This window comes from Chitinophaga sp., assembly GCF_019236475.1.
Classification (GTDB): Bacteria; Bacteroidota; Bacteroidia; order Chitinophagales; family Chitinophagaceae; genus Chitinophaga.
Map to the genome: position 1 here is coordinate 180,757 of NZ_JAFAIX010000002.1, position 24,710 is coordinate 205,466.

The window sequence follows — 24,710 nt, forward strand, 5'->3', positions numbered from 1 at the left end:
CCAAGTGAATTGGGTTGAGCGGCTGTAGGATTGGAAGAACTACTTTTTGAACATAAAATAGGCGGCGCCTATCAGCAATGCGAAAGAGAGCATATAGTTCCATCTCAGCGGTTCTTTCAGAAAAAAGATAGCAAAAAGGCCGAATATTGTCAGGGAGACTACCTCCTGGATGGTTTTGAGCTGGAAGCCGTTAAATCCTTCCTGGACGCCATAGCGGTTGGCTGGCACCATAAAGCAGTATTCAAAGAAGGCGATTCCCCAACTGATGAGGATGATTTTCCAAAGGGCTGTGTCTGTTTGTTTCAAGTGGCCATACCAGGCATAAGTCATAAAACTGTTGGACAGTAGGAGGAGCAGTATCGTGCGCATGTGTGATTTTTTCGGATGCAAAGATACTGACTAAATGAAGGCAAAAAAAAGAGGCCGAATCAAGAATGATGTAGCCTCGTGTGGATCAAACCAATAGGGTTCTCATCTAGGATGAGTGTGTTGTTGGTTGCTAGTATTCTTTTTATTATTGTTCTAATTTAATTTCGCCAACATCAGTAGCTTTTCCGTCTTCCACTTTTACATCCTTGATGGTAGCGCTTTTGTATGGTGCTTTTCCTACTACAACAATTGTATAGGAACCTGCTTTTGCACCTTGAATAGTGAAGGTACCTTGGGATACCGCAGCTTTCAGTTTACCTTCCGCACTTACCGCTTCTACTTCAGTAGCTCCGTCTGCAGGTGTGATTTTACCGGTAATTGATCCAGCTTCCACTGCGCGAAGAGATTCAGTACCTTTGAGACTGTCCAGACCTTTCAGGGAATCGAGACTAACGGCTACGTGTGTACGCATTGCAGCAGAATCGATGCCTGCCAATGAATCAGCTGAGTAAACAGCAATACTATCAGCTCCCTTTACCGGTGTTGCAGCTGTCCCTTTGAAAGCAGACATTCCGAAAATCATTGCGGTTAATGCGAACATTCCTGTCATTGTTTTTTTCATGGCATTCAATTTTGATATGGTTAAAAATTATGATGACCTGATCACGGCGCTTATATGTGCATGGTTTTTGTAACATTGCCAATCTGTTGGCGGCCGTATAGTAACAATACATCCGAAACATCACTTACCATTAGTGAAGAAAATGTTAAAGTGAAAAAAAGTTTTAATCGTCTATCTTCGCACCGGCGGAAACAAATGATCAGCCCATGTTGCAACTGAGTAATGAAGAAATAGTTAAAGGCATCCGGACAAGAAACAAAGCTGTATTTGAAGCTGTATTCAAACAGTTCGCTCCTTCCATGTATAATATTGCGGTGCGATATGTAAAGGATGAGGATAGCGCGAACGATATGGTGCAGGATGTATTCCTCAATTTGTGGAAGAATGCAGAAAACCTGGATGAAAGAGCACCTATTCAGCACTATCTGGCTCGGGCTACTGTGAACACTTGCCTGAATAGTATTAAAAAGGACCAGCGGCAGGAAGCATATACAAAAGAACAGCTCCATGTAGCCTCTCCCTCTGAAACCTCCCATCAGCTACTAGAACATAAAGAATTGGAAACCCAATATCGTTATGCATTGGAAAAATTACCAGACCAGTGTAGACGTGTTTTTGAAATGAGCAGGTTTAAAGGACTTTCCCCTACGGAAATTGCAGCGCAACTGGATATATCTATTAATACGGTGTACGCTCATCTCACCACTGCTCTCAAAAAATTAAGAGTGGTATTGGTAAATAAGCAATAACCCCTGCCCGGAAAAAATTTTTTTAATTCGACTAATGGTAACTTCCCCTCTGGTTGTATTATCAATAAGAAGCCATGAATAGCAAAACCGACATAGATATTGTGATCCGTTACTTGGAGAATCCGGAAAACGAGCAGTGCAAACGCTTGTTGAACGACTGGATTCAAGAGGAACCGGCTAATCTCGACATCTTCCTGGACATGAGAGACATGTGGCATGGCGATCCTCTTCCTGCCGCCTCTGCCTTCGATACCCAGGGACAGTGGGTACAACTCAGCGCTACGCTGGACAAGCTTCCTGCCACCCAGCCCTCTACAGCAACAGTAGCTACTCCCATTGCAACTGCCAAAGTAAAAAAGATGCCTTACCGTTACTGGTGGGCCGCTGCAGCCGTAACTGGTATTGCAGTAGGCATGGCATTCTTGGGCCCTGGCGCTAACAAAACATATGCTACCCATCAGCAGATCGATAGCGTACGCCTGCAAGACGGCTCTATGATCTACCTGAATGCCAATACCGTGGTGAAGGTGCCTCGTAAATTCGGTGAAACCAGCCGTAAGGTGACCATCGCACAGGGAGAGGCTTTCTTTGACGTAGCACAAAGGGCATCACAACCCTTTACAGTAGAAGCATCGGATGTAAATATCCGTGTATTAGGCACCTCCTTTAATGTGAAAGCTGCAGACAAAGATGTGCAGGTTTTCGTGCAGACGGGTAAAGTGAGTGCTGCCTTCAAAAATTCCGACCAAAATGTAATACTGACGCCAGGTCTGGAGGCAAGAATGCCCCATAATGGCAATAATATCAGTACTACGGAACATAAAAAAGCCACCAATATCCTAGCGTGGAAAACACGCTGTCTCGTATTTGATGAAAGTCCCCTCACCGATGTGGCAGTAGCCCTGGAAGACTATTACCACGTGAAAGTGAATATCAATGATCCTAAGCTTGCAGATGCAAGACTGCTGGCTACTTTCCGTAACCTGCCGCTGGATGAAGTATTGGACATCATCAGAAAAGCATTACAAATAAACATTAAACACGAAGGTAACCTGGTAGAATTTTACTAATAGCCCTGCGATTACTGCTTATGCAGCAAACACTATCTCAGGCGCTACGCTCAGTTACCAGGTTAAGCCTGTCGTCTGTTTTTCTGTTTTTTGTTATCCTGGTATTTGCCGTTGCTGACGCCGCGGCCCAAAATTCTGTTCCCAAAAATGTCACGCTGCATTATCGGAAAGCCAGTCTGAAAACAGTATTACGGGAGATAGAACGACAAACAAAATACACCTTTGCTATTTCTTCCGAAGAACTGGAAAACCGCCGAGGGGTGTCTATCCAGGTAAAAAACACACCACTTCCAACTGTACTACCACTACTCTTCCCTCCTGCTAGATATTCTTTTGAAATTCGCGATGGACAAATCATTGTGATACCTGTGGGCAGCGCCAGCCCGAATGCTCCTACACCCGGATATAGTCGGCCTATCAATCCAAACAAATGGCTAATTACCGGTATCATCACTGACGGTATGCAGCCACTAAGTGGGGTTTCCATCCGCGAAGATGATACAAAGAATGGTACCGCCACTGCCGAAGATGGCAGTTTCCAAGTGGAAGTAGCCTCTGGTCAAGCTACCCTGCATGTATCCCTGATTGGTTTTCAACCGAAAGAAATCAGTGTACGCGACAGGCGTATCATCAATGTTATCCTGCAACCAGATTTAAAAAAGCTGAATGAACTAGTAGTACTGGGATATGGCTTACAGAAGCGCGCCAACATTACTGGGGCTATTGCCCAAGTAGATGGCAATCGGCTGAAAAGCAGACCAGTGCCGAATGTGATAGCCGCACTGCAAGGTACAGCAACAGGGCTGGTGGTTACTCGTAGCAACGGGCAACCTGGGAAGGAAGGTTTTAACTTACAGATACGTGGCGTTAACAGTGGCTCCGGCTCGAATACGCCCGTGATTGTGGATGGAGTGCCAGGATCATTGTCTGTGTTAAATCCAGATGATATAGAATCTGTTTCCATTTTGAAAGATGCCGCCGCTGCAGCCATCTACGGCGCTAGAGGAGCTGGTGGCGTAGTGCTGGTAAGTACGCGCAGTGGTAAGCCAGGCAAAATTTCTGTCGACTTCAATACCCTCGGTGGATGGGAAACTCCCATCCGACTACCACAACGATTATCCTCAGCGACAGATGCTACTCTGGAGAATATTGCAGCGGCGAATGCCGGAAAACCAGCGCCATGGCAGCCTGCGGAAATAGCTTTGCTACAACAAGGCAACAAGTATATGATAGATCCGAATAATCCGGATTTCTATAAATACTATTACAACTATAACCAGCTTGGATTAGTGACCAAGAATAGAACGGCTGTACAGAATTATAATTTGTCGGTGAAAGGTGGCTCGGAGAAAAACCAGTTTACGGCGTCAATGGGGTATTTCGGTAGACAAGGACTCTTCGCTGTAGGACCCGATAAAACCAATCGTGTAAACGGTCGGTTGAGTATGAATAACCGGTTTAATAAACACTTCAGCCTAGAATCCAGGATGTCTTTGGCACAGAGCAATACCTTCTCTCCTTCTCAACTTGTAGAAGGGCCACAAGGTTTGCTGGCAGGACTTTACCGCGGTCCAGGAAATGTACCGGTATTCGTGCCTGGCACCAATCACTATGCCTTCGGAGGAGCGCCAGTATATGCCATTTTGCACGATGGTGGCAAACGACAGGAGAAAAATGATTATATCGATGCGGTGTTTACATTGAGGGCCGATAGCCTCGTGAAAGGATTGAATCTTCGGTTAATTTATAGTCCACAAAAACAGGTGCTTCGCGATGATCTAGGCAGGCAGACAATTCCTCTTTGGAATCGTGTAGGCATCGCCGGTAGTGTACAACCGGATAATATGTTGCAGCAGAACAAGCTCGAAGCAAAAGGCGGAAACCTGCAACTGTTGGGCGATTACGATCTGAAGTTAAATGATAAAAATACCTTCCATTTACTGGGAGGCATCACACAAGAATCGTATAATACCACTCAAAATACGGCAGTCTCTTATGATATTGCCGCAGCGGATATCGCGAATAACAGGTTTAGTAACGCACCACAAAACACCCGACTACTGGGCATTACAGGGTCTCTTACTTCCCTTTTCGGAAAACTGAATTACAACTTTGATAATCGCTATTTGCTAGAGGCGAATTTGATTGGAGCGCGACTCTACCAGGCCGGTAATTACTTCCCGTCTATTACACAATGGAAGGTATTTCCGTCTTTCTCAGCGGGATGGCGACTGAATAATGAAACTTGGTTTTATGAAGCACTGCCTTTCTTCAACGAGTTTAAGTTACGCTGGTCTTGGGGGCAACTAGGGAATGTGAACAGTTGGAATACCATCAGCAGTGATGAGCGCTACCAAACCTTCACCTTTCAACCTGGGCCGCAACTACAACCGTTCGTCTTCCATAATCCTGTTCCGCAAGCCTATGGCTGGGAAAACATCGCTGCCAGCAATTTTGGTTGGGATGCGGTGTTGTTAAAGGGACAACTCACCCTTTCAGCGGATTATTTCATCCGCAGGAATAGGGATATGCAGATGCCCAAATTGACGTCCTCACTCGTTGGTGCATGGCCGCTCAGTTACCATGAAGGAGAAATGCGTACAGAAGGTTGGGAATTCAATGCAGGTTGGAAAAGTAATACCAGTAAAGCTATTACTTGGTATCTGAATGCCAATATCTTCCATAGCAAGAATAAAGTGTTGCGCAGTGATGGAGTTATTCCGCAGGCAGGCTGGAACCAAGGCGTACCGGGATATCCCTACTCCTCCCTCTTCGGATATCAGGCAGATGGCTATTTCCAGACGCAGCAGGAAGTGAGCCAGCATGCATTTCAAAATGCAGCCACTGGCCCTGGAGATATTAAGTACAAGGACATTAATGGCGATCATGTCATCGATAGTAAAGATTTGGTATATCTAGGGACTACAGATCCTCAGTATTCATACGGCATTGACGCAGGGATTAGCTGGAAAGGCATTGAGTTGTCTGTATTCTTCCAGGGAGTGGGCAATCGCAAAGTGATGCCGGATCCACGTTATAATATCCCTTTCAACAGTGGATGGCAGGAACCCTGGAGCATCAACCAGGACTACTGGACCCCTAATAATCCGAATGCCTTGTTCCCGCGGCTGTATCTGGGCGATCAGCAAAATGCCGTGCCATCTAGTCATTGGGTCATGAATGGCGCTTATATACGCCTGAAAAGCCTACAATTGGGCTATACCCTGCCTCCAGGACTCCTGAAGGCTTTACAGATTAAGTTGCTGCGTATTTACTTCTCTGGTCAGGATCTCTGGGAAACCAATAATATGAAGATTAAATACTATGATCCAGAGCAAGCCAGCGGCTATAACGGAAACGTCTATCCGTTTTTTAGATCTTACACCATTGGTTTGAATGTTTCTTTCTAACTTATTATTTCCAATGTTGGGCATCCGGGCAATGTGTCTGTAAGGCGCTGTAGGAGGCTGTTTTACCAAACAATGATTTAAACCGTTGTCGGAGTGGAGACGAATAATCCTCTTTGCAATGATAATGATCCATATAAACGCCATGGGCAGCTTCATCACAAATAGCCAGCATGATAGTGGCTTTTGCCTTTAATTCCTCATCTTTTCCCGCATAGGTAATTGCTTCACGATATAGTTTCATTGATTCCCTACAGTCAAAATAATCATTGCCAAAACGGCTGGTGAGTGGCCAGGAGGAATAAGAGAAACCATCCGGTATTGTGCGTGCCGATTCACTATACGATTTTCCGTAGGTAATAAGGCTCCAGGCCTTTCCTTCATAGGTAATATTAAAATAGGCGTTTCCCAGTTGCATAGCCGCCTGGGCCTTCTCTTTCAACGTAACAGCAGCAGATCTGGCCTTTTGCAATTGCAGGATATGATCCACTATTATGCGTTTGTTTCCTACTTTATAATCCGCATAATGTGTGGTATCAATACGATACAGGGGTACTGCTGCTTCTATATTATGGGTTAAGCCATAGTAATCAAAAGGAGTATACTCCCAATATGAGGTGGGAATGGCAGCAAAAGTAGCGGCAGCGGCTTCAAACTGGCGACTGCGTACCTGCAGGGTACCTTTTACGTCCAGCAATATATTATCATCCAGTTTTTCAGTGGTATTGATCATTTGTTCGAAGGCGGTTTTGGAAGATTGATGCTTAAAGGCAATGAGGGCATCTATATCGGATGGGGAGGCATATTTTTCAAACCAGGCAATATGGCGATAGCCAATTGTCGTATCAGCATAACCGGTTCCATTGTAATTAAATCCGTAATAGATATTCACAGGAAACTCGTACTGTTGCGCCTTCTGGAATGCCATACCTGCTTTAATCAGATCATGGTTTTTCAGTAATTGCTGTGATAAAACAAGGTATAGTTGTGGCATCAGTTGCAGCATAGGACCATTGATAAGCTCCTGGTTATTTTTCTCCTCTTGCATGGATTGCAGTAGATGCAGTTGTTCATAGATTTTTTGTTGTACCTGCGGGTCCGTGGTATTATAAGCATACATCGTTCCCAATACAATGGCAATGGCTTTTTGGCGAATGTAACGGGGTCTCCCCTTTGTATTTACCCTTTTCAGCCAGCGTTCTGCGGTTGCATAATCCTGATCAATCTGGCACAGGTGAGCAATGGCAAGATATAGCAAATCCTTATGCATCCTGGATTTACTGGAAATATGTTCCAACTCTTGCCGTACTTCCCGCAGATATACCAGATCCTTCTGCCTGTTGGGATTGGTAAAGCCAGCTTTTTTCCATTGCGGAACACTATTTCCAAATCCCAGTAGTTCTGGCGTCAGGAGCCAGTCTTCCAGCTTATTGACTTCCCTGCAAACCATCAGTGGCAGAAATTTATCATCCGGATCTATGTCCACAATTTTACGGATATACTGCAAGCCTTTCCCCGGATTCTTAATATTCAATACCGTATAGGCTGTTTTACGAAGAGCCGTATCTATTGGGGTTTCTAACAGTTGCTTAATCCACCTGGTTTCAAGCAGCCGTATCATATAGCTTTTCTTTTCATCTGACTGGGCAAAGCATTGCAGCCAGGCTTTAGTCTGCGAGAGACTATCACCTGTCATCCACCCATAGTACAATAGGCCCCAGTCGCCAACTACAACGTTTTTGTTGAGCAATTCCTTTTCATAATACTGACGCAGTAAATGCATATCCGACTTTCGCATGCTGTCGCTGTTGAATGTCTGATAGCTCAGTAATTTCATTCCCTGGAAAATATAACGTTGACGGATAAACGTTGGCAAGGTTTCAACACACCTGTTTTTTACAGTATCTACCAAGGGCTGAAAGCGGCATTTAAAGGAAGTTTCTTCTTCCTCCCAGGGATCATCCAGGCAGGCAGCATTACTTTCTATCTCCTTTGCAAAAATCATATAGTCCAGTGCAGCCTTGTTGGATGGCTGTTTCAGCCATTTGACAAACCGGTTATGCCGGTAGCTACCCTGTGGTATATCGTGCACTGCTTCCAGGAAATCATTGGATGGCATTGCATACTGGACTTCCATTATATCCTTCCAGGGGACTGTATTGTCCGTGAACCGGCTCCATTCCTCACAGTTTCTTTTCCGGTCATGCTGGCCGGGATCGGAATGAAAGTCGGAGTATATTTCTGAATTAAAATGAAGCGGTTCCAGGTTATCATTCCCCGTAATAGGCTGACGGAACAATAGAATTTGGAGTTGATTATGATACCAGTCAGGCCCGCAACTCTGGCTGGTGGTGGTGAATAGCTGGCTGGCCACTACTATACTAATAACGATAAAAAGTTTCCTGTATGAGAGGTGCATATTTGTTCATGTTGGGAGTGTTCCAATGATAGAAGGCGATCGTTTCATAGTTCGGAATTTTGCCAGTGACATAGCGGATGATTTCCTGTAACTCCGCCGGCTGTGCATATTCGCGGCGCAATACATCTCCTTCCCGGATGTAATGATTATCCATTACCGTATCCAGTTTTGAGATGAAATTGTTTGCTATTACCGGGTGGAAGACGCTCGTATCTTCAGCCAGACTCGCATCTCCATAAATAATCTGTTGAAACTCGTTATTCCTAAACCAAGCGTACCAGCCGAATACCGGGAAAGCCAGATCTAACGGCAACGGATATACGGTTTTACCAGTAATATAACGTTTCACCTCCTCCTGCATAATTATAGAATTATTTACATCGGGGTTGTTGATGCTATTGAGGTTATAGCACATCAGCATGCCTCTGTCTACAGGCGGGACGCCCATTCTCTGCTGGTATTTATAAGGATACAAGCGTATGGTAGCGGAGATAGTTTTATAAACTTCATTCGCCCGAAATGCCTGGAGGAAAGTAAAGTATTGCTTTTGTGTACTCGCTGTCCAGTCGCAGTCAAATTGCATTTCCGTAATGATTCCTTGCATGTTTAGTTGCCGGTTCAAAGCCCTTATTTTAGCCGCTACTTTACGGGCCAGCACAGCACAGGAGTCGACAGGCAGTTTCTCAAATACCCTGTTTTCAATATATACGACTGGTTTTATCCCTTGCAGCCGGCTCCAGGACGAATAACTGTATTTATCCGGGCTGGCAACAGGCACCGGCATTTTGCGTCGTTCGTCCCAGATCACATCAAAATAATGGAGATAGATGTTATCCGGTCGTAGTTTGGCGATGTTATCTGCATCCTCCGAATAACAAGAAGATTTCCAATAATAAAATGCATGGCTGGTAGGCCGACTGCGTTTGCAGCTCAAGGCAGCGATAATAGAAAAAAGCAGTAGTAGGGAGATGCGGAAACGCATGTAGAAAAGAATTACTACAAAGCTACGTGGTGGGAATAATTGTAAAAAAAGATCATTCGTGTTAGTGATAAGAATAAAAAAAAGCGGTAGTCTCCTACCGCTTTCCTGATATGCAAAAGAACGTTTATAAAGTTTGTTTACCTGCTAGCAGATAGAGCGCAGCCATACGTACCGCTACCCCGTTTTCCACCTGATCCAGGATGATAGACTGACCAGAGTCTGCCACATCGGAATTCAGTTCCACCCCTCTATTGATAGGGCCTGGGTGCATGATCACGATATCTTTTTGCAGGCTGTCCAGCAGTGCGCGATTGATACCGTATGCGATAGAATATTCCCTCAGAGAAGAGAACAGTGGTGTATTCTGGCGTTCCAGTTGTATACGGAGAACGTTGGCAACATCCGCCCATTGGAGGGCTTCGCGGATATCGTAAGTAACGTTTACGCCCAATGCAGCTTCCAGGTATTTAGGAATCAGTGTAGGCGGGCCTACTACTGTAACTTCCGCTCCTAGTTTCTTCAGGCAGTAAATATTGGAGAGTGCTACACGGGAGTGCATGATGTCTCCACAAATAGCAATTTTCTTTCCTTCTACTGATCCGAGTCTTTCCTTGATAGAAAAGGAATCCAGCAGTGCCTGGGTGGGATGTTCGTTGATACCATCGCCGGCATTGAGAATAGGTACGTCAATGTGGTTTGACAAGAAATGCGGCGCTCCGCTGGCGCTGTGACGCATCACCACCATATCCACTTTCATGGAGAGGATGTTATGCACCGTATCGATGAGGGTTTCCCCTTTAGATACAGAAGAACCGGAAGCGGAAAAATTGATCGTATCCGCGCCAAGTCTTTTTTCAGCGAGTTCGAATGAAATACGGGTGCGAGTTGAATTCTCGAAAAACAGATTGACAATAGTAGTATCGCGGAGCGTGGGAACTTTTTTAATTGGCCTTTGTAAAACTTCTTTAAACTGACTGGCTGTTTGAAAAATAAGTTCTATATCCTGACGCTGCAGATCGCGAATTCCGAGTAAGTGTTTTACAGAAAGTGACATTAATGTGCAAATATAAAGGATGAAACCTGAATTGTAAAATTCAATTTGCTAATCAACCAGTACAACCTCATCTTTTCCATCTCTATCTTCCCACAAAACCTTAACTTTCTGCGAGATAAATGCATCGATGGTTCTACCAGTATAATCCGGCTGAATCGGCAGTTGGCGGCTGAAACGGCGGTCTATCAAGGCCAGCAACTCTACGGAAGCAGGACGACCGAAATCCAGCATGGCATCGAGCGCAGAACGGATTGTTCTACCGGTATACAAAACGTCGTCTATCAGTACAACTTTCTTATTTTCTATGGAAAAATCAATGCTCGTTTCGTTGGGAACATGCAAGCCCTTCCCTTTGTTGAAATCATCTCTATAAAAGGTGATGTCCAGCTTGCCATAACGGATATTGGCATCCGGCAGCAGTTTGCGCAAAGTGCTGTAAATCCTATCCGACAGAAAAATACCTCTTGGTTGCAGTCCTATCAATACCGTCTCCTCAAACTGCAGGTGATTTTCTATTAACTGGTGACAAAGCCGGTCTATCGTAATAGACAATTGCTTCCCGTTTAGTATGGTTTTCAAAACACTACGTTTTAGGGGCCAAAAATAACAATTAATGAGGCAGATAAAAAGTACAATTATTCATTTGTAGGCAAGGATCATAAAAAAATACATCAAGGAGGAGTTATATGTAAAAATATTTACATAGTTCACTATTCAGTGGACTTGTCTTACATTCGTAGTACAAGATATTGCTATGCGTATACTAAAATTATTCTTGTTTATGGCAATTTTGAATTTCTGGAGCCCATCTGCGGATGCCCAGATTAAGACTGGGGATAAGGTACCGGTATTTTCCCTCCAAGATCAGAATGGAAAAACCTTTGATCTGGCCAATTATGTGGGTAAGCAGCCGCTGGTAATTTACTTCTATCCGAAGGATGAAACCAGCGTATGTACGAAAGAAGCCTGCTCCTTCCGTGACTCCTATGAGGAATTCAAAAAACTGGGTGCCCTGGTGATTGGGATCAGTTCAGATGATGTGGCCTCTCATAAAAGCTTTGCGGCACACCATCAGTTGCCTTTTACACTGTTGAGTGATCCGGATCAGAAAGTACGGAAGCTGTTTGGCGTTCCGAAAACTTTTGTGATCCCTGGCAGAGTAACGTATATCGTGGATAAGAAGGGCATCGTGGTGCATACCTTCAATTCTATGCGCGATGGAGAAAAGCATGTTACAGAATCCCTGGAAGCACTGCGAAAAATGCAGTAACATCAATGGGCAGCGAACGTCTGCCGGATGATATCCCGGTATTGATAAGTTACCGGCGGATTCCAATACCAGAAGGCAATCCGCCGGTATTTTATTTTACCAGTAATATATTTTATGGCAGACGCGAGAACCGCTGGCTGCACCGCCTCTCTACGCAAGATATCATTCACTTTATAATCAGTTCCTAAGTAGCTGGTATCTTTCAGCAATGTAAATTGCTCCTGATCTTTAGCTTCGAATAACGATTTATATTCCTTGAAAAACTCGAACAGGTAAGGATATCCCAACTTCTTCCCTTCCCGATAATGTACCATCCATCCTCCTACAGGAAACGCAAGATCTAACGGTAACGGATATACGCCTCCTTTAAAATATCCGGCTAAGATGGTGGAGTCCAGATTAGCATTATTACTACTAGTATCGTTGCTTCTCCCTATATCATAACATTGTAACATTACCCTGTTAACAGGTGGCACCCCCATTGTAGCCCTTTCTTTGAATGCATATAAGTTAACGGTGGCGGACAGTTCCTTCTTAGGTTGGAGTTGTTTGAACTGCAGCAGAAGGATGAAATATTTGTCTTTCGTATCAGGTGTCCAGTTACAATCAAATTGTATTTCATCATCTGGTGTAACAGCAGATTGCTGGTGGATTTGGGAAGACAACAGCTCCAACTTACTGTTCATCTTCGCTGCGAGCGGCACCATGGAGTCCATCGGTAGCTTCTCCAACACGGTATTTTCAATATGTATGACTGGGGTAAATGCGTTTCCACCATAAAATGTGGAATCCACAAACTGCTGCCTGAAGGAAGGTTTGGGCAAGGGAATATGATATTCATCGCTCCAGGTAACGTCGTAATAGTGAAGATACAAGTGGTTAAAGGTAGAAGATGGCAGTTTCGCTGAAGAATCTGTTGGCTGATAAAAAGCCGACCAGGAATAGAATGCCTGCGTATCTGATTTTTCCTTGCGGGAATTACAGGAAATACAAAAGAGGAATAAAACAATAGCAATGGGACGACACATAGTAAAACAATGAAAGAATGAAATAGGAAGTTAATCAATACCTTGGTTATCAGCAAAAAGAAGATGGTGTATCAAAACCAATTAGTACAATGGAAATGAAGGTAATACTTTCCTGTCTGTCGTCCCTGCCGCTGGGCAGGGACGACGAAAGAGATAAAAAAAGGGATCGACGTCTGCGACATCGATCCCTTTTTTTGATAAAGCATTTGTTGTATTGAACAATAATAAAATTATGCTTCGTTCAGGAATGGATACCTGTAATCAACAGGAGGTACAAAAGTTTCTTTGATAGCTCTTGCACTCAACCAGCGATAGAGGTTCAGCATAGAACCGGCTTTATCGTTGGTACCGGAAGCGCGGGCACCGCCAAAAGGCTGCTGACCAACTACTGCGCCGGTTGGTTTATCGTTGATGTAGAAGTTACCGGCAGCGTTTACCAATTTCCTGGTGGCCAGTTCTACTGCATAACGATCCTGTGCGATGATAGCGCCTGTCAGGGCATATTCAGAAGTTTGATCCAGTACTTCCATGATTTCTTCGAATTTCTCTGCATCGTATACGTGGATCGTCAGCACTGGGCCGAAGATTTCCTCGCACATAGTAACATACTTAGGATCGGTAGTTTCGATAACAGTAGGTTCGATGAAGTAACCTTCAGATTTATTGTAGTTACCGCCAGCGATGATTTTAGCAGCAGGATCTTTCTTCGCGTTGTCGATGTATTGCGTGATCTTATCGAAAGAACGCTCATCGATGACAGCGTTGATGAAGTTGCTGAAATCTTCTGTGGTACCCATTTTCATGGTTTTCAGATCAGCTACCAGTTTAGATTTGATAGCCTCTGCGATATTGCTAGGCAGGTAAGCGCGAGAAGCGGCAGAGCATTTCTGGCCCTGGTATTCGAACGCGCCGCGAGCCAATGCAGTGGCTGCAACATCCACGAGAGCGGATTTGTGGATGAGAACGAAGTCTTTACCACCAGTTTCCCCAACGATGCGTGGATAGGTTTTGTATTTGTGAATGTTTTCGCCGATGGTTTTCCACATGGTCTGGAACACGCCAGTAGAACCGGTGAAGTGGATACCAGCGAAATGTGGGTTAGCGAAGCAGATATCACCGATGAGTGGACCGCTTGCATATACCAGGTTAATAACGCCATCAGGCAGACCTGCTTCGATGAGTATTTTCATAAACATCTGTGCTGCGAATACCTGGGTGTTTGCTGGTTTCCATACTACTACGTTACCGCACATCGCAGCAGAAGTAGGCAGGTTACCACCGATAGCGGTGAAGTTGAAAGGTGTTACCGCCAGCACGAAACCTTCCAGAGGACGGTATTCCATACGGTTGTGGATACCAGGAGCGCTCACCGGTTGTTGGCGGTAGATTTCGCTCAGGTAATGCACGTTCCAACGGAGGAAGTCGATCAGTTCACAAGCGCTGTCGATTTCTGCTTGGAAAGCGTTTTTGCTTTGACCCAGCATGGTCGCACCGTTCATGTGGTAGCGATATTTCGTTGCGATCAGGTCAGCGGCGCGGAGGAAGATACCTGCGCGAGCTTCCCAGTCCATGTTTGCCCATTTTTCACGGGCAGCCAGGGCTGCTTCGATCGCATCATTGATATGGGAAGCATCTCCTTGATGGAAGTGACCCAGTTTGTGTTTATGTTCGTGAGGAGGGCGCAGATCGACAGTTTTGCCGGTGCGTACTTCCTTACCACCAATATACATAGGGATGTCGGCAGATTCCGCCTTAAAAGCTGCCAGTTGTTTTTTCAGGGCAGCTCTTTCCGGAGAACCCGGTGCATAGCTAAGAACAGGCTCATTTGCTGGCGCTGCGTAATCAAAATATCCTGTATTCATCTGGTAAGATTTTGTTGTTTCGAATAAATAATATGCCTCTTGCAGTTTCCGCTGCAAAGGTACTTGTTGTAACCAGGTGAGGCTTATTAATTATTAGTGGATACTTATTAATTATTGTCCTCTTCCTTCTGCATCATGAGGTATGCCTTGATGAAACCGTTGAGGTCGCCATCCATTACTGGGCCTACGTTACCTACTTCGTATTCGGTACGGTGATCTTTAATCATTTTGTACGGATGGAATACGTACGATCTGATTTGAGAGCCCCATTCGATTTTACGTTTGTTGGCGTTGGCGGCGTTTTTGAGTTCTTCGCGTTTGCGGAGTTCTTCTTCATACAGGCGTGATTTCAGCATGGTGAGGGCTTTTTCACGGTTCTCACCTTGTGTACGTGCCTGTTGGCATTCGATGATGATTCCTGAAGGGACGTGTTTGAGTCGGACAGCGGTTTCCACTTTGTTTACGTTCTGTCCGCCCTTACCACCGGAACGATAGAATTCCCATTCCAGATCGGCAGGGTTTACTGCAATCTCGATATTATCATCCACTAACGGATATACATATACGGAGGCAAAGGAAGTATGCCTGCGCGCATTAGAATCGAATGGTGAAATACGAACGAGCCTATGAACGCCACTTTCGGCTTTCAGGTGTCCGTAGGCGAAATCGCCGTCAAACTCAAGGGTTGCGGATTTGATACCGGCGCCATCGCCGTATTGCGTATCAATTTCAGACACTTTCCAGCCTTGTTTCTCACCATACATGCGATACATACGCAGCAACATTTCCGCCCAATCTTGGCTTTCTGTGCCACCTGCACCGGAGTTAATGGTAAGTACTGCCGGCATTTCATCTTCTGGTTGGTTTAAGGTAGACTTAAACTCCAGATCTTCTAATGCCGCCAGGGAGGCTTGGTAGGCCTGTTCCACTTCTTCTTCAGTTGCTTCTCCTTCTCTGAAAAAATCATTGAGCACACTACTGTCTTCTATGGCAGTATGCACATTGTCGTAAAGGTCAACCCAATATTTGTTTACCTTAATTTCTTTCAGGATGGAAGTTGCTCTGGCATTATCATCCCAGAATCCTGGGGCCAGGCTTAATTGTTTGTCATTTTCTATTTTGGCTAATCGGTCAGGGACGTTAAAGAAAACCTCCCAGGACGTGAAGACGATCCCTCATAGCTTTAAGTTGCTCTGCTGTCATAGGTCGCAAATGTAGTGAAAAATGTACAAATCTACTAATGTAATACCGATTGATATATACACTGCAACAAATCTGCGGTGTTAAACATGGTATTTAGCAAAATATTTACGAAATTTATTGATAACCAGGTTCTTCATATATAATCATTTGGTCATTTGTCTTATGCAAGCCCATGATACGCTCTATTACAGGAACAGGTCGATTTTTAACTCCATTGCCTTCATCATACTGATTGCGGTTCATCTGTTATCCTGGCTATTACCCATTAACGGGGTCAGCTCAGCAGATGTATCCGACTTATACCCTAGTCTGTTCGTTCCGGCCGGATTTACGTTTCACATTCGGGAGGTAATTTATATCTGTTTACTTGCCTTTACCATCTGCCAGCAAATGCTGGCCTTTTCACCGGACGAGGAATCTCGACTACGTTATCATATGCAGCGGATGCAGCATTGGTTCATTCTGAGTTGTATTTTAAATGCCTGTTGGTTTTTCGCATGGCATTATGAGATGATCCCGTTATCCATGCTATTGAAGGTATTGCAGCTCCTATGTCTGATCCGAATACATCAAAATTTTCATATTTATAATCCGTATGCTTATCAAAAGGAGGTCTGGTTTGTACAGATTCCTTTTAGCATTTACCTAGCGTGGATTGCCATCACTACCCTATTGAATTTTGCCACACTGAGTACTTATGAGCAGTGGATGATCACTCCTGCTGCACAGATAGGCCTAACCGTTGCACTGATCTGTGTCTCCACAATTATCAGTATGATAATGATACTTTTTCGAAACAATATTTTGTTTGCGCTTGTTAATGTGTGGATGCTATATGGCATCTTGTACAAAAGGCAGATGACCGGTACTCCAGAAGAATATGCCATTATCCATGCCTGTATTGTGGGAATCGGAATGATTGCTGTAACTATTTCATGGTATTTGATCCGGAAGCAGAAATCATCCGCTTAAAATATTAATTTTGGCGCGCATTAATATACACTACTATGTTCCCATCAATCAATCCTACTACTACCAAGTCCTGGCAGCAGTTACAGCAGCACGCTGAAGAAATGAAGAAGGTGCATATGCGTGCCTTGTTCGCAGAAGACGAAGAAAGGTTTAACACTTTCTCCATAAAGTTTGAGGACATTCTCTTTGACTATTCCAAGAATATCATAACGGAGGATACGAAGAACATACTCCTGCAACTGGCCGCCGATTGCCATGTTCCGGAAGCCATTAAGGCTATGTTCAGCGCAGAGAAAATCAATGTTACAGAAAACCGCGCTGTATTGCACACCGCACTGCGCAATTTCTCTGGCAAACCCGTTATGCTGGACGGTAGAGATGTCATGCCAGATGTAGAAGCCGTGCTGAACAAGATGAATCATATTTGTCGGCAGGTGCATTCCGGCGAATGGAAAGGTTATACGGGGAAGCCTATACGCTATATTGTAAACATCGGTATTGGAGGTTCTGATCTGGGTCCGGTGATGGTAACAGAAGCGCTGAAACCTTATTGGAAAGAAGGCATTCGTCCATTCTTTGTATCTAACGTGGATGGTACGCATATTGCGGAAACCCTCAAGCAGATCACACCAGATGAAACCCTGTTTCTGATTGCCTCCAAAACCTTTACTACACAGGAAACCATGACCAACGCACTCACCGCTCGTGATTGGTTCCTGCAACATGCGAAGGATGAGCAATTTGTAGCCAAACACTTTGTGGCCCTCTCTACGAACGAGAAAGCGGTGAAAGCATTTGGTATAGACCCCAATAATATGTTTGAGTTTTGGGACTGGGTAGGTGGACGTTATTCCCTCTGGTCTGCTATTGGACTCTCCATTGCGTTGACAATCGGTTATGATAATTTCACACAACTCCTATCGGGTGCGCATGCGGTAGATAAACACTTTGCTAGTACGCCGCTGGAAAACAATATTCCGGCTATCATGGCGCTCATCGGCCTATGGTACGGCAATTTCTTCGATACTGCAACAGAAGCCATTCTGCCATATGATCAGTATATGCACCGCTTCGCCGCTTATTTCCAGCAAGGAAATATGGAAAGTAATGGTAAACATACAGATCGTACAGGCGTTGACGTTAAGTATGAAACGGGCCCTATTGTATGGGGAGAACCAGGTACTAACGGTCAGCATGCCTTTTACCAACTGATTCACCAGGGCACGCATATTATCCCTTGCGATTTTATTGCGCCTGCGATCAGCCACAATCCTATCGGTGATCATCATGTTAAGCTGCTGTCTAACTTCTTTGCACAAACGGAAGCGCTGATGAATGGAAAAACCGAAGCAGAAGTACTGGCAGAACTGAAAAGTGCCAACGCTTCTGAAGAGGAAATTAAACGGGTACTGCCATACAAGGTTTTCTCCGGCAATCGCCCTACGAATTCCTTTTTGGTAAAAGAGATTACACCGTATTCCCTTGGTTCTCTGATTGCTTTATATGAGCATAAAATATTTGTACAGGGGGTTATCTGGAATATCTATAGCTTTGATCAGTGGGGTGTTGAACTGGGTAAACAACTGGCCAGCAAGATCCTACCGGAGCTGGAAAATGATGATTTAATCATTAACCATGACGCCAGTACGAACGGACTAATAAACGCTTTTAAAGCGATGAGAAAATAATTCATGTTTAAGGCTTAAGCCTTACTTTAGGTTTAAGTTCTGAGGTTGAAAATCGTCCCGCACTCTTTAGTGCGGGAATTTTTTTGTCTCGCAAAGGCGCAATGAGAAAATTAAGTCGCAAAGTGCGCCTGTGGCACTGGTCTCCTTTACATCTTTGCGGCATACTTTGCGACTTTGCGTGAAACTTTCCGGCATAAAAAAACCCCCGGAGAAATCCGGAGGTTGTCAGTGTATGATAAATAAATTCAGTTTACCATTTGTCTACATCATCGGCTGCATGTGAAGTAGGAGCAGCAGCTTCTACAGGAGCTGTTACTGGCGCGCCAGTAACTTCAGCACCTTCCGCTTCGTCCTGGTCTTCCTGCACATAGTCGTGGTTGTAGGCATCAAAGTCAAAATCGGGCATCAACTCAGTTTTCACGTAGTTGATGGTTTCGGTCAGCGCGTTCAGGAACTTGTTGAAGTCTTCCTTGTACAGGAATACTTTATGCCTGTCATAACCGTTGTCATTAAAACGTTTCTTACTTTCAGTGATTGTAAGAAAGTAATCATTTCCCCGAGTGGTCTTTACATCAAAGAAGTACGTTCTTCTTTTGCCCGCTTTCAATCGTTTAGAAAAGATGCTATCATTGTTTCTTTCCTGTTGATTGTTGTTTTCGTACGCCACAGTTGATAGATTTAAGTGTTAACGAATCAAATCCTGTTTCAATAAGGAACAAATATACTATTGTTTTACAAATATCAAAATAATTTTAAATGATTTTGAAAAATCATAAAACCACTGCGTTTACAGGCACTGCAGCGTATATGCAAGAGCGTGATTCTTACTCAGTTAGTGGTTCCTCTTCTCCAGATTGCTGCCGTGCGTACAGCTCAGCATAGTAGCCATTCAATGACAATAATTCATCATGCGTTCCAGCTTCTGCAATCCTTCCTTCGTCCAAAACAATGATCTTATCGAACTCAAATAAGGCGAATATACGATGGGTAATAATGATGGCTGTTTTATCCTTCAGATAGGCGTAAAGGTTACCGATAATTTCCTTTTCCGTACGTGCGTCTACGGCAGAGAGGCAGTCGTCAAATAAGAGGATTTGCGGATTCTTAATAAGAGAACGAGCGATGGATATACGTTGTTTTTGGCCGCCACTAAGCGTTACCCCTCTCTCCCCTATGGAGGTTTCAAACCCTTCCGCAAAACCTAGGATATCCTTTTCAACGGATGCCTGGCGGGCCGCCTGTTGTACCGCATTGATATCCGCCGTGGGAGCGCCAAAGCGAATATTATTAGCGATGGTATCTGAGAACAGGAATACATCTTGCGGAACATAGCTGATTTGTCCGCGTAAGTTTTCCAATGGCATGGTACGAATATCATGGCCATCCATCAGGATTTTACCTTCCTGCGGATCAAACATGCGGATCATGAGCTGTGCCAGGGTTGTTTTTCCAGAACCAGTACGGCCTATTACTGCTACTTTTTCTCCAGGGCGAATATGTAGATTGAAGTTACGTATGGCGGTAATACCGGTATGTGGGTAGGTAAATGTCAGATTTTCAAAACGAATATCTCCGCTAATATCAACCGGTTTGGCATCCGGCGCATCCATGATTTCAGGCTTAATTTGCAGGAATTCGTTTATGCGTTGCTGTGAGGCGGCGGCACGTTGAATCATGGACGCTACCATCCCGATGGAGAAAAATGGAAACATCAACATGTTTACATAAATCACAAACTCCGCCAAGTTACCTACGGTAATATTGCCAGCTATCACTTGCATCCCTCCAATAAAGATGGTCAGGATCACACTCAATCCGATCATCAGCGCCATCGTGGGCTGAAATAAGGCATCGGTTTTAGCCAAGCTAATAGAACTCTGTTTATATTCTTCGCTGGCCTTTTCGAAATGCGCAGCGCTCGCGTCTTCCTGTACATACGATTTTATTACACGAATACCAGAGTAGGATTCCTGTGCAATAGAAGTAATACCTGATAATTGCGCTTGGATACGTTCACTCTTTTTGTGTATGATCCTATTGACGTAGTAAATAGTTAAAGCGAGGAAAGGCAGTGGCGACAAGGTATAGAGCGTCAACATGGGATTAACTTCTATCATCAGGTAGATGATGATAACAATCAAGAACAAAGTTCGGGAAGCATACATAATAGCAGGACCTACGTACATGCGTACCCGTGATACATCTTCCGTGATACGACTCATCAAATCGCCCGTACGATGCATCTTAAAAAAGTTCAGATCTAGTCGCTGATAATGCTGATAGATTTCATTCTTCAGGCCGTACTCGATATGCCTACTCATCACGATCAGCGTTTGGCGCTGCAAGAAGAGGAAGAATCCGCTGAGCAGGGCAAACGCCAGAATACTGATGCCATAGAATGCCAATATTTGAGAAAAACTACCTCTGAAAATATGATTCAGACTGGTATCTTCCAATAAGCGGTATTCATCCAGGTTATGGGACAGCAAATCGAAGATCTGCCTCACCATAATGGGTTGGAATACGCTGAAGATAATGGATATGGCAGTAAATACTAATCCGAGGATTAATCGCCATTTATTCTGGAGGAAATATTTGTTCAGTGCCGCTAGATGTTTCAAAAGCCTATCTATTTACAAGCAAAAATAGGACTTTCTGCCATTCCCTTTACGGACAAATTATGGGCGGAAAAAACGGGTTATAAACAGCAATGCCTCCTTCCCTTTTGGAGGGAAAGAGGCATTACAGCTATTATTTTTCAGCATTAAGCCAGTTGCTTCAGCTCAGCTATGATTCTAGCTTCTGATTCAGCAGGCGTAACGTCTTCTTTTACGAATTTTTGTCCGGTGATATTTTCGAACAGTTCGATATAACGTTCGCTAACGCTATTGATGAATTCGTCGGTCATTTCAGGAACTTGTTGACCATCTTTACCTTGGAATCCATTTTCCATCAGCCACTCACGTACAAACTCTTTACTGAGCTGACGTTGTTGTTTGCCGGCTTTCTGGTTTTCTTCGTAACCTTCTGCGTAGAAATAACGGGAAGAATCTGGTGTGTGGATCTCATCGATTACATAGATCTGGTCGCCGATTTTACCGAATTCGTATTTGGTATCAACGAGGATCAGGCCACGTTCTGCTGCCATTTCCTTACCTCTAGCGAAGAGTGCCAGGGTGAATTTTTCCAGTTGCTCGTAATCTTCTTTGCTTACCAGCCCTTGTGCGATAATTTCTTCACGGGAGATATCCTCATCATGACCTTCATGCGCTTTGGTAGTAGGTGTGATGATTGGCTGTGGGAAGAAATCGTTTTCTTTCAGGCCTTCTGGCATAGTAACGCCGCAGAGTACACGCTGACCGGTTTTGTAAGTTCTCCAAGCATGACCGGTGAGGTTACCACGAACTACCATTTCTACCGGAAAAGTTTCACATTTCAGACCGATAGTTACACTTGGCAGTGGAGTTGATTTTACCCAGTTAGGGACAATATCTTTGGTAGCGTCCAGCATGATTGCAGCCACTTGGTTCAGTACTTGACCTTTGTAAGGAATCGGACGAGGCAGTACTACGTCAAATGCAGAAATACGGTCGCTAACAACCATCACCATCAGTTTATCATTAATGGTGTATACATCACGTACTTTCCCTTTATAGAAAGCGGTTTGACCTGGCAGGTTGAATTTTGACTCTAACATGAATAAAAATTATAAATTGAAGATGAATGACACTTTTACAGGGTGCAAAAGTAAACACGAAACACATGACTTGCTACACCCAATAGGATTTTTTCTTATCATTCCCCCGAAACGCCCGATGCATAAGGTCTTAGCAGCCCAATAATCGTATCGTTTTCCGGATATGGGGTCAGAAAAGACCGGATTACTTCCGGATCATTATGGTCCAGGTGTTCAGGAAAATAACCCATTCCATAGAATTTCCCTTTCTCCATCAGGATGCAACTACGTTCACCTGGATGTAATCCTTTATCTACAATGGTGACAGAAGGTTGCTGCTGTTGCAAGTATTGGATAGCTTCCAATACGCGACTATTATAGACGATCGCATCTTCTTCCCTGCGGCAAGCGCCATTGCAAGTACCGGCGGTAATACCGGCGCAGGTGCCATCTCCTTTTTGCAGGAAACATAATTTCGGACACAGATTAAATTCCTTAATCAGTGTGCGCAGCACCCGGTGGCCATCTACCAGCAGGTTAAAACAGTGGATAGGATGAGAATGTTTACGACGCTTTTCAATGGCGATACGCAGATATCCCTGTTGATCTTCGAATATGTAAAATCCATATTTATATTCTACATGCTTCTGGGCAGCATTAAAGGCGGGCCAGAGGCGCTTAATTTCCACGGATTCCAGGATACAGGCCATCAGCTCTGTTGCCGTTGGCTGATACGTAATGCTATGGATGGTACGCAAGAAATTCTGGCGCTGCCGACCAGGGTTATTGCCTGTAAAGTGACTGTTCACCCGTTTTTTTAGGTCGACCGCCTTCCCTACATACACCACTTTCCCTTTTTGATCGTGAAAATAGTAAACACCAGGGGCACTAGGCAGGTCCCTTACCTGCTCTGGCGGCAGATTTGGAGGCAGAAACTGCTCTTTAGAACCGCCTTTCAGCATACCCGCAATGGCCTGGGAATGATCATGCTGCAACATCAATCCAAACAGTTTCATCGTGGCTTCTGCATCCCCAGCAGCCCGGTGACGGCCATTGATGGGGATTTCAAAGTGGCGGCAAATATTCCCTAGGCTGTAAGAAGGTAGTCCCGGGAAAATTTTACGTCCCAATCGTACCGTACACAATTTTTTTGCCTGCAAATCATAACCCGCAGCCTGTAAATGATATTTCAGAAAAGAATAATCGAAGTTGACATTATGTGCAACAAAAATGTTGTCTTTAAGGAGATCAAAGACCATCGGGGCCACTGCCTCAAAGGGAGGCGCCTCGGCCACCATTTCATTGGAAATTCCCGTCAGTACGGAGATATAGTACGGGATAGGAACACCAGGATTGACCAGCGTTTCATAATGCTGCACCAATTCCCTGCCATCATACAGATAAATGGCAATCTCTGTTATTCCGCTGGCACTGGCATGACCACCAGTCGTTTCGATATCTACTATTGCATACATCCTAAAACAAAGATATTGCATTTGAGATTACATATGCAGATCACATAAACAATCATTCATGCATAATATTTGTCATATTTTTTAAAAAAATAATGATCGATAGCCCCAAAGGATATCCCATTGAATTGCTTATCTTTAATAAGCACAAATAGTACATCATTTTCCTTATTCTGTGCATTTGATCCCTTTTGTTAAAGCTTGACCTTTGTAGGGTCTTATGAACAATAGAAAAGCGGACTTGTTAAGCATAACGGAGCAGCGCAACCTGTTCACAGACAGCAACTAATTTCAACCACATAAAACATTCACTTATGGCAAAAACAACTTGGGTAGCAGATGCTGACCACAGCGAGCTTGAGTTTAAGATCAGACACTTGATGATCACCAATATCACTGGGAAGTTTCACACTTTCACAGTAGATGCAGAAACAGAGGAGGAAGACTTTTCGAAAGGAAAAATTACAGCGTCAGTGGATGTAGATTCCATTAGTACCGGTAATGAGCAGCGGGATGGCCATCTTCGCAGCCCGGATTTCTTTGATGTAGACAAGTATCGTTACATAAAATTTGTGGCCACTAAAACAGAGAGTATTGATCATGACGGGTCATGGTCACTCTGGGGAGACCTGACTATCCGGGACGTTACCAAAAACATCAAGCTGGATGTAGAATTCGGCGGTGTGGTAAAAGACCCATGGGGCAATACAAAGGCTGGTTTTACCATACATGGTAAAATCAACCGGAAAGATTTCGGCCTGAACTGGAATGCGGTAACAGAAGCAGGCGGTGTAATGGTGAGCGATGAAGTCAAAATTCTCTGTGAAGTACAGATGCTTAAGAAATAATTTTTTCCGGTCCCGCCCC

Annotated in this window: 20 protein-coding genes; 7 read left to right on the forward strand and 13 right to left on the reverse strand. The window is 44.3% G+C overall.

Annotation, left to right across the window (positions count from 1 at the left end; genetic code table 11):
- Window positions 1-39: 39 nt before the first annotated feature.
- Both JO154_RS01220 and JO154_RS01225 read right to left on the reverse strand, forming a co-directional pair.
- A complete protein-coding gene (locus JO154_RS01220; protein WP_291941157.1) occupies window positions 40-369 on the reverse strand; it encodes a DMT family protein in 330 nt (109 codons plus the stop codon).
- Window positions 370-514: 145 nt separating this feature from the next.
- Window positions 515-991: a hypothetical protein gene (locus JO154_RS01225; protein ID WP_291941158.1), complete on the reverse strand. Its 477-nt coding sequence runs from the start codon at window positions 989-991 to the stop codon at window positions 515-517.
- A 206-nt stretch (window positions 992-1,197) separates the two neighbouring features.
- Here JO154_RS01225 and JO154_RS01230 point away from each other — a divergent pair, with 206 nt between their 5' ends.
- From JO154_RS01230 to JO154_RS01240, 3 genes are all read left to right on the forward strand, one after another.
- Complete coding sequence (locus tag JO154_RS01230) at window positions 1,198-1,740, forward strand: RNA polymerase sigma-70 factor (protein WP_291941160.1); 543 nt, start codon at window positions 1,198-1,200, stop codon at window positions 1,738-1,740.
- A 74-nt stretch (window positions 1,741-1,814) separates the two neighbouring features.
- On the forward strand, window positions 1,815-2,810 hold the full coding sequence (locus tag JO154_RS01235; RefSeq protein WP_291941161.1) for a FecR family protein: 996 nt from the start codon (window positions 1,815-1,817) through the stop codon (window positions 2,808-2,810).
- Window positions 2,811-2,830: 20 nt separating this feature from the next.
- Window positions 2,831-6,220 carry a SusC/RagA family TonB-linked outer membrane protein gene (locus JO154_RS01240; RefSeq protein ID WP_291941162.1) on the forward strand — a complete coding sequence of 1,130 codons (3,390 nt, stop codon included), beginning with the start codon at window positions 2,831-2,833 and terminating at the stop codon, window positions 6,218-6,220.
- 4 nt (window positions 6,221-6,224) lie between these two features.
- Here JO154_RS01240 and JO154_RS01245 read toward each other — a convergent pair whose 3' ends face one another.
- The 4 genes from JO154_RS01245 to pyrR form a co-directional block, all read right to left on the reverse strand.
- Window positions 6,225-8,636 (reverse strand): hypothetical protein, encoded by a 2,412-nt coding sequence (locus tag JO154_RS01245; protein WP_291941163.1) that lies wholly within the window; start codon window positions 8,634-8,636, stop codon window positions 6,225-6,227.
- Entirely contained in the window at window positions 8,599-9,618 is a 1,020-nt protein-coding gene (locus JO154_RS01250; RefSeq protein ID WP_291941164.1) for a hypothetical protein, read from the reverse strand. Before JO154_RS01250 ends, JO154_RS01245 begins: the two co-directional genes overlap by 38 nt.
- Before the next feature lie 124 nt (window positions 9,619-9,742).
- Window positions 9,743-10,672, reverse strand: coding sequence for an aspartate carbamoyltransferase catalytic subunit (locus JO154_RS01255; RefSeq protein WP_291941165.1), 930 nt, complete (start codon window positions 10,670-10,672; stop codon window positions 9,743-9,745).
- Window positions 10,673-10,720: 48 nt separating this feature from the next.
- Complete coding sequence (gene pyrR / locus JO154_RS01260; protein ID WP_291941166.1) at window positions 10,721-11,251, reverse strand: bifunctional pyr operon transcriptional regulator/uracil phosphoribosyltransferase PyrR; 531 nt, start codon at window positions 11,249-11,251, stop codon at window positions 10,721-10,723.
- A gap of 202 nt (window positions 11,252-11,453) precedes the next feature.
- On the opposite strand from pyrR, the gene JO154_RS01265 reads away from it, so the two are divergent.
- Entirely contained in the window at window positions 11,454-11,942 is a 489-nt protein-coding gene (locus tag JO154_RS01265) for a peroxiredoxin (RefSeq protein ID WP_291941167.1), read from the forward strand.
- 2 nt (window positions 11,943-11,944) lie between these two features.
- Here the strand turns inward: JO154_RS01265 and JO154_RS01270 are convergent, their stop codons facing one another.
- From JO154_RS01270 to prfB, 3 genes are all read right to left on the reverse strand, one after another.
- Window positions 11,945-12,970 carry a hypothetical protein gene (locus JO154_RS01270; protein WP_291941168.1) on the reverse strand — a complete coding sequence of 342 codons (1,026 nt, stop codon included), beginning with the start codon at window positions 12,968-12,970 and terminating at the stop codon, window positions 11,945-11,947.
- 230 nt (window positions 12,971-13,200) lie between these two features.
- Window positions 13,201-14,832: an L-glutamate gamma-semialdehyde dehydrogenase gene (gene pruA / locus JO154_RS01275; protein WP_291941170.1), complete on the reverse strand. Its 1,632-nt coding sequence runs from the start codon at window positions 14,830-14,832 to the stop codon at window positions 13,201-13,203.
- Between the two features lie 107 nt (window positions 14,833-14,939).
- Window positions 14,940-16,035, reverse strand: a protein-coding gene (prfB, locus tag JO154_RS01280; RefSeq protein WP_291941171.1) for a peptide chain release factor 2 whose coding sequence is annotated in 2 segments (ribosomal slippage) — window positions 14,940-15,974 and window positions 15,976-16,035 — 1,095 coding nt in all. Because the reading frame shifts where the segments join, the coding sequence is not laid out codon by codon here.
- Window positions 16,036-16,197: 162 nt separating this feature from the next.
- Between prfB and JO154_RS01285 the strand changes: the two genes are divergently transcribed.
- Together JO154_RS01285 and pgi are read left to right on the forward strand one after the other, a co-directional pair.
- Window positions 16,198-17,007: a hypothetical protein gene (locus JO154_RS01285; protein ID WP_291941172.1), complete on the forward strand. Its 810-nt coding sequence runs from the start codon at window positions 16,198-16,200 to the stop codon at window positions 17,005-17,007.
- A 35-nt stretch (window positions 17,008-17,042) separates the two neighbouring features.
- On the forward strand, window positions 17,043-18,695 hold the full coding sequence (pgi, locus tag JO154_RS01290; protein WP_291941173.1) for a glucose-6-phosphate isomerase: 1,653 nt from the start codon (window positions 17,043-17,045) through the stop codon (window positions 18,693-18,695).
- Between the two features lie 250 nt (window positions 18,696-18,945).
- Here pgi and JO154_RS01295 read toward each other — a convergent pair whose 3' ends face one another.
- The 4 genes from JO154_RS01295 to JO154_RS01310 all read right to left on the reverse strand — a co-directional run bounded on the left by JO154_RS01295 (window position 18,946) and on the right by JO154_RS01310 (window position 23,846).
- Window positions 18,946-19,362: a DUF3276 family protein gene (locus JO154_RS01295; protein ID WP_291941175.1), complete on the reverse strand. Its 417-nt coding sequence runs from the start codon at window positions 19,360-19,362 to the stop codon at window positions 18,946-18,948.
- A gap of 157 nt (window positions 19,363-19,519) precedes the next feature.
- Window positions 19,520-21,316, reverse strand: a complete 1,797-nt coding sequence (locus JO154_RS01300) for an ABC transporter ATP-binding protein (RefSeq protein WP_291941176.1) — start codon at window positions 21,314-21,316, stop codon at window positions 19,520-19,522.
- A gap of 143 nt (window positions 21,317-21,459) precedes the next feature.
- A complete protein-coding gene (locus tag JO154_RS01305; protein ID WP_291941177.1) occupies window positions 21,460-22,392 on the reverse strand; it encodes a phosphoribosylaminoimidazolesuccinocarboxamide synthase in 933 nt (310 codons plus the stop codon).
- A 98-nt stretch (window positions 22,393-22,490) separates the two neighbouring features.
- Window positions 22,491-23,846: an exonuclease domain-containing protein gene (locus tag JO154_RS01310; protein WP_291941178.1), complete on the reverse strand. Its 1,356-nt coding sequence runs from the start codon at window positions 23,844-23,846 to the stop codon at window positions 22,491-22,493.
- Between the two features lie 311 nt (window positions 23,847-24,157).
- Here JO154_RS01310 and JO154_RS01315 point away from each other — a divergent pair, with 311 nt between their 5' ends.
- On the forward strand, window positions 24,158-24,691 hold the full coding sequence (locus tag JO154_RS01315; protein WP_291941180.1) for a YceI family protein: 534 nt from the start codon (window positions 24,158-24,160) through the stop codon (window positions 24,689-24,691).
- Window positions 24,692-24,710: the final 19 nt, after the last annotated feature.